Source organism: Hamadaea tsunoensis DSM 44101 (genome assembly GCF_000428945.1).
Lineage (GTDB): Bacteria > Actinomycetota > Actinomycetes > Mycobacteriales > Micromonosporaceae > Hamadaea > Hamadaea tsunoensis.
Window position 1 is genome coordinate 121180 of sequence record NZ_AUAX01000016.1, and the last position, 14926, is coordinate 136105.

Annotated in this window: 14 protein-coding genes; 12 read left to right on the plus strand and 2 right to left on the minus strand. The window is 71.9% G+C overall.

What is annotated here, in order from left to right; translation table 11 throughout:
* Positions 1–154 precede the first annotated feature (154 nt).
* The 5 genes from G401_RS47570 (at position 155) to G401_RS0122445 (ending at position 7884) form a co-directional block, all read left to right on the plus strand.
* Positions 155–1084, plus strand: a complete 930-nt coding sequence (locus G401_RS47570; RefSeq protein ID WP_034592662.1) for a formylglycine-generating enzyme family protein — start codon at positions 155–157, stop codon at positions 1082–1084.
* Between the two features lie 64 nt (positions 1085–1148).
* On the plus strand, positions 1149–2198 hold the full coding sequence (locus G401_RS0122430) for an ATP-binding protein (RefSeq protein WP_027344266.1): 1050 nt from the start codon (positions 1149–1151) through the stop codon (positions 2196–2198).
* Between the two features lie 69 nt (positions 2199–2267).
* On the plus strand, positions 2268–2660 hold the full coding sequence (locus tag G401_RS0122435) for an SCO5389 family protein (protein WP_027344267.1): 393 nt from the start codon (positions 2268–2270) through the stop codon (positions 2658–2660).
* 149 nt (positions 2661–2809) lie between these two features.
* Positions 2810–6532: an NB-ARC domain-containing protein gene (locus tag G401_RS47575; RefSeq protein WP_034592663.1), complete on the plus strand. Its 3723-nt coding sequence runs from the start codon at positions 2810–2812 to the stop codon at positions 6530–6532.
* 125 nt (positions 6533–6657) lie between these two features.
* A complete protein-coding gene (locus G401_RS0122445) occupies positions 6658–7884 on the plus strand; it encodes a glycosyltransferase (protein ID WP_027344268.1) in 1227 nt (408 codons plus the stop codon).
* Positions 7885–7967: 83 nt separating this feature from the next.
* On the opposite strand, the gene G401_RS0122450 is transcribed toward G401_RS0122445, so the two are convergent.
* Both G401_RS0122450 and G401_RS0122460 read right to left on the minus strand, forming a co-directional pair.
* Positions 7968–8159, minus strand: a complete 192-nt coding sequence (locus G401_RS0122450; protein ID WP_211240805.1) for a hypothetical protein — start codon at positions 8157–8159, stop codon at positions 7968–7970.
* Between the two features lie 160 nt (positions 8160–8319).
* Entirely contained in the window at positions 8320–9195 is an 876-nt protein-coding gene (locus G401_RS0122460; protein WP_027344270.1) for an NAD(P)H-binding protein, read from the minus strand.
* Between the two features lie 70 nt (positions 9196–9265).
* On the opposite strand from G401_RS0122460, the gene G401_RS0122465 reads away from it, so the two are divergent.
* The 7 genes from G401_RS0122465 to G401_RS0122495 all read left to right on the plus strand — a co-directional run bounded on the left by G401_RS0122465 (position 9266) and on the right by G401_RS0122495 (position 14904).
* Entirely contained in the window at positions 9266–10120 is an 855-nt protein-coding gene (locus G401_RS0122465) for a LysR family transcriptional regulator (RefSeq protein WP_027344271.1), read from the plus strand.
* A gap of 103 nt (positions 10121–10223) precedes the next feature.
* A complete protein-coding gene (locus G401_RS0122470) occupies positions 10224–10553 on the plus strand; it encodes a PadR family transcriptional regulator (protein ID WP_027344272.1) in 330 nt (109 codons plus the stop codon).
* Between the two features lie 14 nt (positions 10554–10567).
* Positions 10568–11428: a pentapeptide repeat-containing protein gene (locus G401_RS0122475; RefSeq protein WP_027344273.1), complete on the plus strand. Its 861-nt coding sequence runs from the start codon at positions 10568–10570 to the stop codon at positions 11426–11428.
* Positions 11429–11441: 13 nt separating this feature from the next.
* Positions 11442–12227: an ABC transporter ATP-binding protein gene (locus G401_RS0122480; protein WP_027344274.1), complete on the plus strand. Its 786-nt coding sequence runs from the start codon at positions 11442–11444 to the stop codon at positions 12225–12227.
* Complete coding sequence (locus tag G401_RS0122485) at positions 12224–12985, plus strand: ABC transporter permease (protein ID WP_027344275.1); 762 nt, start codon at positions 12224–12226, stop codon at positions 12983–12985. Before G401_RS0122480 ends, G401_RS0122485 begins: the two co-directional genes overlap by 4 nt.
* A gap of 52 nt (positions 12986–13037) precedes the next feature.
* Positions 13038–13526, plus strand: a complete 489-nt coding sequence (locus tag G401_RS0122490; protein WP_027344276.1) for a GNAT family N-acetyltransferase — start codon at positions 13038–13040, stop codon at positions 13524–13526.
* 175 nt (positions 13527–13701) lie between these two features.
* Positions 13702–14904: an alcohol dehydrogenase catalytic domain-containing protein gene (locus G401_RS0122495; protein ID WP_027344277.1), complete on the plus strand. Its 1203-nt coding sequence runs from the start codon at positions 13702–13704 to the stop codon at positions 14902–14904.
* Positions 14905–14926: the final 22 nt, after the last annotated feature.

A 14926-nucleotide genomic window follows, 5' to 3' on the forward strand; every position in this document is an offset into this window, starting at 1 on the left:
CTGCTCGTCCCACAACCGGGTGACCCGTCACGGCACGCCCGCAATTCATCGATCACGTATTCCGATCACGATCGCGGTGACGCGAGGGGCAGGACGCCTTGACGGCACGGTGGACGAGACCACGTCGGCACGATATCCGGCATACTGGCTAGTCATGGTGGAAATCGGGACGATCGTCCAGCTGCCCGGTGGCGAGTTCACCATGGGCTCCGACCGGCACTACCCGGAGGAAGCACCGGCGCACCGCGTACGCGTCGACGCGTTCGGCATCGACGCCCACCCGGTCACCAACCGCCAGTACGCCGCCTTCGTCGCCGCGACCGGCTACGTGACGCTGGCCGAGACCGCCCCCGACCCGGGCGACTATCCGGGCGCCGATCCGGCCCTGCTCGTCCCCGCCTCCGCGGTCTTCGTCGCGCCGGCCGGGCCGGTGTCGCTGGCGGACGCGTACCGGTGGTGGATCAGCGTCGCCGGGGCGGACTGGCGCCACCCGCAGGGCCCCGGCAGCGATCTGTCCGGACTGGACGATCATCCCGTGGTCCACGTCGCGTACGCCGATGCGGAAGCGTACGCGGCCTGGGCCGGAAAGGCCCTGCCGACCGAGGCCCAATGGGAGTACGCGGCCCGCGCCGGCAGCTGTTCGTCCTACGCCTGGGGCGAGGAGCTCACGCCCGGCGGCCGGCATCTCGCCAACGTGTGGCAGGGCGATTTCCCCGTCGCCAACTCGCAGGACGACGGGTACTACTACACGTCGCCGGTGGGATCCTTTCCGCCCAACGATTTCGGCCTCTACGACGCCATCGGCAACGTCTGGGAGTGGACGTCCTCGTGGTGGTCGTCCTTCAAGGCACCGGCCGCTTCCTGTTGCGGCCCAGCGGTTCGCGTCAACCCGTCCGGCGGGCGCGAGGCGCTGTCCGTCGATCCCGAAGTGCCGATGGCGGCGCGCATCGGGCGGCGCGTCATGAAGGGCGGCTCGTACCTCTGCGCGCCCAATTACTGCCGGCGGTACCGGCCGGCGGCGAGGCTGCCGCAAGCGATCGACACCACCACGGGCCATCTCGGCTTCCGCTGCGTCTCACCATAAGCGCGATCGGTGTGCGGCGGCGCGTCGCGTTGCCCGCTTATTGAAAATGGAATTCAATATCGGTGTGAAAGTTGCCTTCGTCGGGAAGGGCGGCAGCGGCAAGACCACCCTGGCCGCCCTCTTCGCCCGCACCCTGACCACCGATACCCGCGCCCTGACCGCCGACCGCACCAGGACAGAGCAATCCACCAGGGCAGAGCAAGTCACCAGGGCAGGGCACGTCACCAGGACAGGGCACGTTCTCGCCTTCGACGCCGACATCAACCAGCACCTCGCCGCCGCCCTCGGCGCCACCGACGAGGAAGCCCTGCTCCTGCCCGCCATGGGCGATCATCTGCCCGCGATCAAGGAGTACCTGCGCGGCGACAACCCGCGCATCTCCTCGGCCGCCGCGATGGTCAAGACCACGCCGCCGGGCCGCGGGTCGCGGCTGCTGTCCGTGGCGGGTCCGAGCCCGCTGCACGATCTTCTGGTACGCGAGGTCGGCGGAGTCCGGATCGCCGTCACGGGACCGTTCGCGACCGAGGATCTCGGCGTGGCCTGCTACCACTCGAAGGTCGGCGCGGTGGAGCTGTTCCTCAACCACCTCTACGACGGCCCCGGCGAGTACGCGATCGTCGACATGACGGCCGGCGCGGACGCGTTCGCCTCGGGGCTGTTCACCCGGTTCGATCTGACCTTCCTGGTGTGCGAGCCGACCGTGCGCAGCGTCGGGGTCTACCGCCAGTACGCGGGCTACGCGGCGGAGTACGGCGTACCGATCGCGGTGGTGGGCAACAAGGTCGACGACGAGTCCGATGTGGAGTTCCTGCGGGAGCACACCGGCACGGCCCTGCTGGCCTGGATCGGCCGGTCGGCGTACGTGAAGGCGGCCGAGCGCGGCCACGTCGGCCCGATCGGCGGTCTCGAACCGGCGAACGCCGCCGCGCTGGCCGCGATGCGTACCGCCCTCGACGCCCGCCCCAAGGACTGGCGCCGGTACGCCGAGCAGGCCGCCCTGTTCCACCGGCGCAACGCGACCGGCTGGGCGAACGACAAGGTCGGCGAGGACCTGAGCGCGCAGATCGACCACGGCTTCGTCCTCGGACGGCCGGGCGACGTCATCACCGCATAGAGACCACCGCACAGGGATCACCGCCAGAGATCACCGCACAGAGATCACCGCACAGTGAGGAGAACCATCATGTCCCTGAACGTACCCACCGCCGTGCTGGAACGGGCCGAGGCCGGAGCCGTCGGCGACGACGAGTTCATGGCCGTCGTCCGGGAGTCCCTGCCGTACGCCTGGAGCGTCGTCGGCCGGGCCGTCGCCGCCCAGCGGGTCAGCCCGGACCGGGTCGGCGAGCACGAGGTGCCGCCGCCGAGCGAGACCGAGCGCGGGCAACTGCTGCGCGCGCTGGCCAGCGATGCCATCCGCGGCGGCCTGGAGCGCCACTTCGGCGTCAAGCTCGCCTTCCAGAACTGCCACCGGGTCGCGGCCTTCGATCCGTCGCTGGTGGACGGTCCGGCGTACCGGGCGTTCGTGTCGCCGCGCGGGCAGCTGCTGAACCAGTCGCCGGAGCTGCGGGACTGCTGACGGTACGCGGGTGGCCGTCCGTCGGGGCGGCCACCCCGCGGCGGTCCGCCGGCACGGACCGAGCGGCCAGGAAGGGCTGACCGTCCACGCGATCCCCGCCAGGCTATCGGCCCTACCGTCCGTCCACTCGTGACGGTCAGACTCGGGGCATGATACGAGCGGCCGCCCGGTGGATCAGCACGCGCAGCGTACCGTTGGTCAGCGCCGGGACGGTGCTGGTGTGGTCGATCCTGTGGCTGCCCCCGATCCTCGACCTGGTGGCCGGCTGGTTCCCCGCCCGCGGGATGGGGCTCGCCCTGGACTGGGTACGCGGACTCGGCCCGGTCGGCCTCGCGACGGCCACCTTCACCTGGCTGGACGGCATGCGCCGGAAGTTCCTGCGGAGCCGGCTGCGGGCGGAGACCTCGGTGGACGGCTCCGACGTCGAACGGCCGGACGAGCTCGAAGCGGTGGTCGGGGCGCTGCTGGGGACCGGGGCCGCCCAGGGCGCGACCGTCGGCCTGACGACCGGCCTGCACGGGGCGGGCGGCTTCGGCAAGACGACGCTGGCCCGGATGGTGTCGGCCGATCCCCGGGTACGCCGCCGGTTCGCCGGCGACGTCATCTGGGTGACGCTGGGGCGCGACGTGATCGGCAACGGCGCCCTGGCCGCCAAGGTCAACGAGGTCACGCTGCAGGCCGGGCCGCCGGACACGGTGGCCGCTTCGACGGACGCCCGGGAGGCCGGCAGGCAGCTGGCCTACGTGCTGGAGAACGGGCCGCCCCGGCTGATCGTCATCGACGACGTGTGGCTGCTGCGGCAGCTGGAACCGTTCCTGGCCGGCGGGCGGCACTGCGCCCGGCTGGTGACCACCCGCAATCCCGATCTGATGGTCGGCCGGGGCGCGGCCGTCGAGGTCGACCAGATGACCGAGGCCCAGGCCCGCCGGCTGCTGCTGAGCGGGCTCGGCGGGACGATCGACCGGCCGGTCCAGGACACCCTGCTCGCGGCGACCGGCCGGTGGCCGCTGCTGCTGGGGCTGGTCAACAAGATCCTGGCCAGCGCGGAGCGCACCGGCGTCACGGATCTGTCGGCGTACGCGGCGCAGTTGTGCGGGCGCATCGAGACGCGCGGACCGGGCGCGATCGACGCGGTCGGCGGTGGGACGGCCGCGGACCTCGACGTCGGCGATCCACGGCAGCGCGCGGACGCGGTGCAGGCGACGGTCGCGGCGAGTACGGGCCTGCTGGGCCCCGACGAACTGGAGCGCCTGCGGGAGCTGGCGGTGTTCGCCGAGGACGAGTCCATCCCGGTCGACCTGATCGGGCGGCTCTGGGCGGCCACCGCCGACCTGGCCGAGATCGACACGCGCACGCTGCTGCGCCGGCTGGCCGAGCTCGGCCTGATCACGCTGAACGCCGAGCAGGGCGGCCGGGTCGCCCAGCACGACGTCCTGCGCGACTACCTGCGCGGCGAGCTCGCGCCCGAGGTGCTCGCCCGGCTGCACACCCGCCTGCTGGAGATCGTCGCCGCCGACCTGCCGCGGGCCGAGGACGGCGGGACGGCCTGGTGGCGGCTCGATGCGCAGCACCGCTACCTGTGGGATCACGTCGTGGAGCACCTGCGCGACGCGGACGGCCCGGCGGCGGCCGAGCGGCTCGCCACCGACCTGCGCTGGGCGATCCTGCGCCTGCTGCGCAACGGGCCGGAGGCTCCCCAGGCGGACCTGCTCACCGCGGGCACCGAGCGGTCGGTCCGCATGCGCCGCATCTGGACGCAGAGCGCCCACCTGCTCGGGCGTACGCGGTCGTTCTCCGGGCTGGCCGACATCACCGTCGCCGTGCTCGCGACCGATCCCGACTGGGCGCCGCAGGCCACGACGATCAACATCGGCGCCCCGGACCGGCCGCGGCTGCGGCCCCGCGATCTCCTGCCCGCTCCGGCGCCCGCCGTCCGGATGGTCCACGCGAACTTCGCCAACCTCGTGTACGCCGTCCGCATCGCACCCGACGGCGGCTGGCTCGCCGCGGCCGGGGACTGGCACGTACGCCTCTGGGATGCCGCGACGGGCGTCGACCGGGGCGTCCTGCACTACCCCGACGGCCGCGTACGCTCGATGCGGATCGCGCCCGACGGCACCTGGATCGCCACCGGCCACTCCGACGGATCCGCCCGCACCTGGGACACGGTGAAGGGCGAGCCGCTGGCCGTCCACACGCGACACACCGGCCAGGTCGTCGGGCTGGCCGTCGACCCCGGCGGGACCTGGGTGGCCACCCGGGACGACAAGAAGCGGCTGTCCATCTGGGATCCGCGTACCGGGCGGACCATGAGCACCTTCCTCAGCGTGACCGCGATGGCGGCCCTGCCCGACGGCCGGCTCGTGACCGGCCGGTCCAACGGCGACCTGCAGATCGTCACCGCCGGCGCGGTCTTCGCCCAGACGACCCTGAAAGGCCACACCGCCGAGATCGACGTGATCGTGGTGGCACCCGACGGAACCTGGTGCGCCAGCATCGGCAGCGACATGTCCGTACGCACCTGGGACCTCGCCACCGGCACGCAGCGCGCCCGGATCGAGGGGTGGGAGTCCGCCCTGGCGATCTCGCCGGACAGCCGCACGCTGGTCACCGGGCCGTCCGTCGGCGGCGTCCTGCGTACCTGGGATCCGGTGACGGGGCGGCAGCGCCAGACCCTGGTCGGCCACGGCGGCGCGGTCTACTCCATCGTCTTCGCGCCCGACGGGTCGTGGTTCGCCTCGGCCGGCGACGACGGCGCGATCCTGCTGTGGGACGCCGACACCACCGGAGCACCCTGGGCGGTCCTGCGGGGGCACACGCAGTGGGTGGAGACCGTCACCGTCGCACCGGACGGAACCTGGCTCGCCAGCGGCTCCATCGACGGCAGCGTACGCGTCTGGGACGTCGACCGCGCCGAACCCGCCGGTGAGCCGGACACGTACGCCGTCGCGACCGCGGCCCTCACGGCGGACGGCTCGGCCGGGCTGCTCGGCCGGCACACCACCGACCAGGTCACCGGCTACGACGCGGCCACCAACGAGACCACCGGGTACGCCCTCGGCAAGCCGGCCGCGCTCGCGCTGGCCCTCGGCGGCCGGCGGGTGGCGTTCACCTCGTCGGCCGTCGAAGGGCTCCGGCTGGCGGATCCCGCGGGTCAGGCGGCACCGGTCGTCCTCGACGAGCAGGCGACCGGCGGCCGCCTCGCCTTCTCGACCGACGGGCGGTACCTCGCGTACACCGGCACGGATCATCGGCTGCGGGTGTGGGACTGCGAGTCGCGCGAGGTCGCGTACACCGGGCCGGAGCCGGTCGGCTGTGCCGGGTTCTTCCCCGGGCAGGCCCGTCTCCTGCTCTACGGAACCGACGAGTCGGTCCGCGCCGTCGCCCTGGACGGCACCGTCACCGGGCCGTACACGACACCGCCGTTCCCGGTCACCACGGTCGCGGTCGCCGCGAACGGGATCTTCGCGGCCGCCGGCGACTACGGCTACATCTGCCTGGAGGCGGCCGACGGGCCGGACACCACCGGGCCGGACGCGCCGAACCGGTGGACCAACTACCTGGAAGGTTTCGAGGAACCGATCCGGGCGCTCGCCTTCTCCCCCGACGGCACGAAGATCTTCGCCGGCGGGTCGCGCGGGCTCGTCGCGGTCTGGGCCGTCGACGGCCGGGAGCCGCTGGCCGACTTCCGGCTCGACGCCGGCGTCCTCGCCGTGGCCTGGAACGAGGCGGGCATCGTGGCCGCGACCTTCGGCGGCGTACGCCGGCTGGCGTTCTGGCTCCCGTCTCCGGCAACCGCCGCATCCCACCCGGCCGGCGAGATGCCGCGGTCGACGGAGACGGGAGACGCCCGCGCCGCGGCGGTTGCCTGACCGGACCCGGACATAGGACGCCAGTCCCCGCGCGGGACGGAGGAACGGCCCGGAGAATCGCGTTTACCAGCGCGGACGCGGGGTAGGCCGACCGGGTGACGTCATCCGTTCGACCTTCACGCCGGCTGCGCGTGGGAATGATCTCCGCGACGGCCAGCCCGCTGACCCCACCCGGCGGGTCCGGCGCGGGCGGCCAGAACGTGCACGTCGAGGCACTGGCGACGGCGCTCGCCCGGCGGGGGCACGACGTCCGCGTCTACACCCGCCGCGACGATCCCGGGCTGCCCGACGTCGTGCAGACCGCGGCCGGCGTACGCGTCGTGCATGTGCCGGCCGGCCCGGCCGAGACCCTCGCCCGCGAGGACCTGCTGCCGTTCCTGCCGGAGTTCGGGCGCTGGCTCGCCGGGCGGTGGGCCGAGGGCGAGCCGCCGGACGTGCTGCACGCCCACTTCTGGCTCAGCGGTGTCGCCGCCCTGGAGGCGGCCAAGTCGCGCGCGGACGGGCGCATTCCCGTGTCGGTCACGTTCCACGCGCTGGGCGGGGTCCCGCGCCGCGGGCAGGACGGGGAAGGCCTACCGGCGCGGCGGGCCGGGTTCGAACCGCTCGTCGCGCGGCTGGCCGACCGCATCGTGGCGCGCAGCGGGGACGAGGTCGACGAGCTGCTGCGGTTGGGCGTGGCCCGCTCGCGGATCGAGGTGGTTCCGTCCGGAGTGGACATCCGGCTGTTCCTGCCGGGACCGCAGGGTCCCGCGGACCGCCCGCTCGGCCGCCCGGCCCGGCTGCTGTCCGTCGGCCGGCTGGCCGAGCGCAAGGGCCACGCCGACGTGATCCGGGTGCTGCGCGCGCTGCCGGGCGCCGAGCTGTTCATCGCGGGCGGCCCGCCCCGGTACGCGCTGCCGTCCGACCCGTACGCGCGCGAGCTCCGCACGGCCGCCACGGCGTACGGGGTGGCCGACCGGGTCCACCTGCTCGGGGCGGTCCCCCGGGCCCAGATGCCCGGCCTGTACCGCGGGGTGGACGTCGTCGTGTGCACGCCGTCCCGCGAGCCGTCCGGGCTCACGCCGCTGGAGTCCATGGCCTGCGGTACGCCGGTCGTCGCGTACGCGCTCGGCGGCCTGACCGACATGGTCGTGCACGGCACCTGCGGGCTCCTCGTCGAACCCGGTGACGTGGTCGCCCTCGCCCGGGCCCTGAAGTCCCTGCTGGACTGCGAACCCCTGCGGTACGCGTACGGGGTCGGCGGGTTGCAGCGGGTGCTGGCCCGCTATCCGTGGCCGCGGATCGCCGAGCAGATCGAGGCGACCTACCGCGGGCTGATCCGGACCCGGATCGCCGTGCCCGTCGCGGCCTGAAACCTCGGCCGCGACGAACCCCGGCTTGCGACAAGCCCGGCTGCGACGAGCCCGGCCGGCGACGGCTGCCGCGGGCGCCGGTCTCATCGCCGGATTCCCCTGCGCCGCAACGCGTCCGCCCGCCACCAGGCCGGCGGGGTGGGCCCGACGATCCGGGCGGCCGGCTGGTCCGGGTGCAGGCCGAGCTTCCACAGCGCCTGCGCCCGGATCCGGATGTTCAGCGAGCCCCACGGCGTCCCGTCCGGGTACCGTCCACAGATCAGAGCCACCCGCACGTCGTCGTCGAACGGGTTCCAGTCGATGCCCCGGTCGAACAGTCAAGCCGCCAGTGCCTGGGCCGGCTGCGGGTTCTCGGGGAGGTTGTCGTAGGCGAGGATGCTCACCCACTCGGGATCTTCCGGGTGCATGCCGGCCAGCCTACCGCCGGTCGCCCCGTCAGGCGGCCCTGAGGCGGTCCTCGCAGAACCGGCGGAACGTCGTCGGCGTCGTCGCCTCGGGCGTACGCGTCACCCAGTTGTCCAGCCCCTCGTCCTTGGCCCGCACCATGTCGATCATCGCCTGCGCCATCGACGGCGACTGCCCGCCGGCCAGCAACCGTTCCCGGTACGCGTCCAGCCCGGTCTGCTGGAACCGGACCGGCCGGCCGAGCACGTCGCTCATGATCTCGGCAAGGTCGTCATTGGACAGATCCTCGGGCCCGAGCACCGGCTGCTCGGCCGCGCCGGTCCAGCCGGAGTCGAGCAGGAACCGGGTGGCCACGTCGGCGATGTCCCGCGTCGCGACGATGGGTGCCGGGCGGTCGGGGCGCACGGGCGAGAAGTACAGCCCGGTCTCCCGGATCGACTCCGCCTGCCAGAGCACGTTGTCCATGAAGGACGGCATGCACAGCGCCCGGTACGCGACGCCGCTGCCGGCGATGAGGTCGTCCATGGCCAGCGAGGCGGAGACGAGTCCGGCGCCCGCTTCGAGCCCGGACCCGCGGCCCAGCGCCGAGATCCCGACCACCCGCGGTACGCCGTTCTCCGCGAGCGCGCGTACGGCGGGGCGACTGAAGTCCACATAGGTCGCCAGCGCGTCGGCGGCCTGGTAGTTGGCCGGGGCCAGCCAGAAGACCGCGGCGGCGGCGGCGAACGCCTTCGCCACGACGTCGGGGTCGGCGTGCGATCCGGTCACCACGTCGGCTTCGCGGCGGACCCGGTCGGTCAGGCGGGCCGGGTCGCGGGCGACGACGCGTACCTGGGCGTGGGCTTCGAGGAGGTTCTCGGCGACGCGGCGGCCGATGTTGCCCGTCGGGGCGGTCACAACGATCATGCCGATCAGTCAACCCGCGACCGGCGCCGGGCTGAAGGACCGATCCGGTCCGCATTGATACCCTCAGAGTATGAGTGACCTGGAGGTACGCCAGCTGCGCTACTTCGTCGCCGTCGCCGAGGAGCTGCACTTCGGCCGGGCGGCCGAGCGCCTCGCCATGGCGCAGCCGCCGCTCTCCCGGGCCATCCGGGAGCTGGAGCGCCGGCTCGGCGTACCGCTCTTCGAGCGCACCACGCGGCAGGTCACGCTCACTCCCGCCGGCGAGGTGCTGCTGCGCGACGCGCGTACCGCCCTGGACGCCGTCAGCGCCGCCGAGCACCGCGCCCGCAACGCCGGCCGCCCCCGTCCCGCCCTGCGCGTCGCCCTCAAGGCCGACTACGACGCGGGCCTCCTACCGCAGATCATCTCCCGGTACGCGCGGGAGCCCGCCGCCCTGCCCGTGGAGGTGTCGCTCGGCGGGCGCGGCGATCAGCTGCCCGCCCTGCGCGAGGGCCGGGCCGACGTCGCGCTGCTGCCCGGCCCGGTCGAGGACGCCACGCTGGACGTCGAGCCGCTGCTGACCGAGCCGCGCCTGGTCGCGCTGGCGGTCGGCGACCCGCTGGCCGCCCGGTCCGGCCTGATGCTCGCAGACCTCGCCGACCGCTTCCTGCCGGACGGCACCCTCGCCAAGTCGGGTGGGCTGGAGGCGCCGCCGCCGGACGCCCCGAAAAGGGATCTCGCCCAGATCTTCAGCCTCGTCGAGCTCGGCGAGATCGTCTGGTTCACGCCGGTCTCGGTGACGCGGCTGCACGCGCGGCCGGGGATCGCGTACCGGCCGGTGCTCGACCTGTCGCCCTCGACGCTGGTGCTCGCCTGGCCCCGGGACTCCCGATCGCCCGCCGTCGCCGCCTTCGTCCGCGTGGCGACCGAGCTGGCACCGCGCTGACCAGCACATTTCCGTATTGCCTCGCGCTTCCGGTTACCCCTGCGATCCAAGTACCTTGACAGTCACAGTACTGCGAGCTACCTTGTATCTCAGGAGGTGAGGTATGAGCACCAACAAGATCTCGTCGGACCTGCTCCGCGGGAACACCGACACGATGATCTTGCGGCTGTTGACGGAGTCCGACCGCTACGGCTACGAGATCGTCAAGCTGATCGCCGAGCGCTCGCAGGGCGAATACGAACTCAAGGAAGCCACGATGTACTCCAGCGTCCGCCGCCTGGAGGCCGACGGCGACATCACCTGGTACTGGGGCGACGAATCCCAGGGCGGCCGGCGCAAGTACTTCCGGATCACCGACAAGGGCCGCGCCACCTACGAGACCAACAAGACCACGTGGGAGTACGCGAAGCGCGTACTCGACACGCTGCTGTGAGAGGGACGAACACCATGACCGACAAGCTGAACGAGTACGTCGACGGCGTCTTCGCCCCCTATGAGGGCACCAAGAGCCTCGGCGACCTGAAGACGGATCTGCTCGCCGACCTGCAGGAGCGGTACCGCGAGCTGCTCGCCGAGGGCAAGGACGAGGCGGCGGCGTTCGAACTGACCGTCGACAGCATCGGCGACATCGAGGAGACGGTACGCGAGGTGTCCAACCTGTCCCGCGTCCTCGAACGACAGGTGGTCACCCGGTTCGACGCCAGCGCCCTGGAGAACAGCGACTTCGCCGGCGTCGCGGCCCGCAAGGGCCGGTTCGGGGCGAGCGCGCTGCGCGGTTCCGACTTCTCCAACGCCGACCTGACCGGCAGCAAGTTCAAGAGCAGCGACATGCGGGACGTGAACTTCGACGGCGCGAACGTGACCGACGCGAACTTCACCACCTCGGACCTGTCCAACGCCACGTTCCGCCGTTCCCGCCTGGTACGCACCGAGTTCAGCTCGTCCGGGCTCAACGGCGTCCGGTTCGCCGACGCGGCCCTGACCGACGTCGCGTTCCGCAAGACCGACCTGCGCAAGACCGTCTTCGAGCGCTGCACCTTCACCGGTGTGGACTTCTCCGTCTCCGACCTGCGCGGGCTGAACTTCGACGGCGCCGTCTTCACCAGCGTGCGGTTCGACAAGGCGGGTCTGGAAGGCATCTCGATGCGCGGCGCGATCCTGCGCGACTGCTCGTTCCGGGGCGGCTGGAGCAAGCGGTACTACAAGGCCCTGCAGACCATCGACTTCACCGGCGCGCGGATGGACAAGCTCACCTACGCCGCCCTCAAGGGTTTCGGGGTCGCGCCCACCGGCGTGATCGTCGAGTAAGGAGACATCGGAGATGGCAACCACACCCCTCGCCCTCGAAGTCCGCGGCCTGCGCAAGTCCTACGGCAAGCTCGACGTCCTGCGGGGCGTGGACTTCGACGTGGCCGCCGGCAGCATCTTCGCGCTGCTCGGCTCCAACGGCGCCGGCAAGACGACGGTCGTGCGCATCCTGTCCACGCTGCTCAAGCCGGACAGCGGCACGGCCGGGGTGCACGGGTTCGACGTGCTCGCCCAGCCGGAGAAGGTCCGCGAGTCGATCAGCCTGACCGGACAGTTCGCGGCCGTCGACCAGATCCTCACCGGCCGCGAGAACCTGATCATGGTGGCCCGGCTCCGGCAGGTACGCGAGCCCGGCAAGGTCGCCGACGACCTGCTCGAACGGTTCGGCCTCACCGACGCCGGCGGCCGCCGCGTCGGCACCTACTCCGGAGGTATGCGCCGCCGGCTGGACATCGCGATGAGCCTCATCGGGGACCCGCCGGTCATCTTCCTCGACGAGCCGACCACCGGCCTCGACCCCGAGGCCCGCATCGAGGTGTGGCAGGAGATCCAGAGCTTGGCCGGCAAGGGAACCACGATCCTGCTGACCACCCAGTACCTGGACGAGGCGGAGAAGCTGGCCGACCGGATCGCCATCCTCCACGAGGGCACGATCATCGTCTCCGGCACGCTCGCCGACCTGCGCAAGCTCCTGCCGCCCGCGAAGACCGAACTCGTCGAACGCCAGCCCACCCTGGAAGAGATCTTCCTGTCCATCGTCGGCAAGGGCGCCGCCACCCCGGAAGGAGCACAGCGATGAGCGCGCACGTCGTCGGCAACACCAACGTCATGCTCGGCCGGTCCATCCGGCACGTCACCCGCAGCATGGACACCATCATCACCGTCACCATCATGCCGATCGCGTTCATGCTGCTGTTCCGGTACGTGTTCGGCGGCGCCATCCAGACCGGCACCGCCAACTACACCAACTACCTGATGCCCGGCATCCTGCTCATCGCCATCGCCAGCGGCATCTCCTACACCGGCTACCGGCTCTACAACGACCTGCAGAGCGGCATCTTCGAACGCTTCCACTCCATGCCCATCGCCCGCTCGGCCGTCCTCTGGGGACACGTCCTGACATCGGTGGTGTCCAACGCCATCTCCGCCGTCGTCATCATCGGCGTCGGGCTGATCATGGGCTTCCGGACCTCGGCGGGCATCCTGGCGTGGCTGGCGGTCGCGGGCATCCTGCTGCTGTTCACCCTCGCCCTCACCTGGGTCGCCATGATCGCCGGCCTGGCTGCCTCCTCCCCCGACGGCGCGACCGCGTTCTCCTACCCGCTGGTCTTCCTGCCCTTCATCAGCTCCGCGTTCGTCCCCACCGCCACCATGCCCGGCCCGGTGAAGGCGTTCGCCGAGAACCAGCCCGTCACCTCGATCGTCAACGCCGTCCGCGCGCTGTTCGACGGACAGCCCGCCGGTCACGACATCTGGATCGCCACAGGGTGGTGCGTCGGCATCCTCGTCCTCGCGTACGCGCTGGCGATGCGGGTCTACCGCCGGAAGATCTCCTGACGTGCCGCGAACCGGGTTACCCGCGCCATCGGGGCGCGGGTAGCCTGCTGTCGTGATCATTCGTACCGCCGAGGCCGCCGACTGGCCGTTGATCTACCCGTTCTTCACGGCGATCGTCGAGGCCGGCGACACGTACGCCTTCCCGGAGAACCTGACCAGCGAGGCCGCCCGTCCGTGGTGGATGGAGCAGGCACCGGGCCGGACCGTCGTGGCGGTGGACGACGAGCGGATTCTGGGCTCGGCGAAGATGGGTCCGAACCGGCCCGGCCGCGGCGCGCACGTCGCGACGGCGAGCTTCATGGTCGACTCGGCCGCCCGCGGCCGGGGGGTCGGCCGGGCGCTCGGCGAGCACGTTCTGGCCTGGGCCCGGGCCGAGGGCTACCACGGCATGCAGTTCAACGCGGTCGTCGAGACCAACGCACCCGCCGTGCACCTGTGGCAGGCACTCGGATTCCAGATCATCGGCACGGTGCCCGAGGCGTTCGACCACCGCCGCGACGGGCTCGTCGGCCTGCACGTGATGTACCAGCGGTTCGCCTGACGCGGCCTCGGCCGCCCTCCCCGACGGCACCCGGAACGCCTGCGATGCCGGGGTTCTCGCGTTGCGGCGCAACCGTTTCGACCGGCGCACGACCCGGACATCCCGCCGTTTCCACTGGTCAGGCGGTCCGTCCGCCGTACAGTCGTCGAGCGGGGGTCCGCTCGAGGAGGGCATCATGAAAGCCGTCGTCTGGCATGGCGAACGGGATGTACGCGTGGAAACCGTTCCTGATCCGAAGATCGAAGAGCCCACCGACGCCGTGATCCGGGTGACCTCATCCGGCGTTTGCGGCTCGGATCTGCACCTGTACGAGGTTTTGACGCCGTTCATGACGGAGGGCGACATCCTCGGCCACGAACCGATGGGCATCGTAGAAGAGGTAGGCGACCAGGTCACTCATATCGTGCCCGGTGACCGGGTGGTGGTCCCGTTCAACATCGCCTGCGGCCATTGCTGGATGTGCGCCGAAGGCCTCTACAGCCAGTGCGAGACCACCCAGGTACGCGAATTCGACGAAGGCGCCGCCCTGTTCGGCTACACCCGCCTCTACGGCCGGATACCCGGCGCGCAGGCTGAGTACCTGCGCGTGCCGCAGGCGCAGTTCGGGCCGGTCAAGGTGCCCGAAGGACCGCCCGACGACCGGTTCGTCTACCTCTCCGACGTGCTGCCCACGGCCTGGCAGGCGGTCGAGTACGCCGCCCTGCCGCCCGGCGGCACGTTGCTGGTTCTGGGCCTGGGCCCGATCGGCGACATGTGCTGCCGGATCGCCCTGCACCGCGGCGCCAGCCGCGTCATCGGCGTCGACCGGATCCCCGACCGGCTGCGGCGGGCCGGTGAGCGGGGCGTCGAGACCCTCGACCTCACCGAGCACGACAACATCGTCGACGTCATCCAGAGCCTCACCCACGGCCGCGGCGCGGACAGCGTCATCGACGCGGTGGGCATGGAGGCCCACGGTTCCACCTCGGCCCGCCTCGCCCAGCAGGCCGTCGGGCTGCCGGACGACGCCGACACCCGCACGACCGTCCAGACCCCGGGCGTCGACCGGCTCGCCGCCCTCGACCTCGCCATCCACGCCGTACGCCGCGGCGGCACCGTGTCCCTCGCCGGCGTGTACGGCGGCATGCTCGATCCGCTGCCGATGATGGTCCTCTTCGACAAGCAGATCCAGCTGCGCATGGGACAGGCGAACGTGCACCGCTGGGTGGACGAGATCCTGCCGCTGCTCACCGGCGAGGGCGGAGCCATGGACGAGGTGGATCCGCTCGGCGTCGACCAGTTCGCCACCCATCGCGTACGCCTCGCGGACGCGCCCAAGGCGTATGAGAACTTCCAGAGCAAGGCGGAGGGAACGGTCAAGGTCCTGCTGCGGCCCTGACGCCCCGATCCCGTTGGAGGGA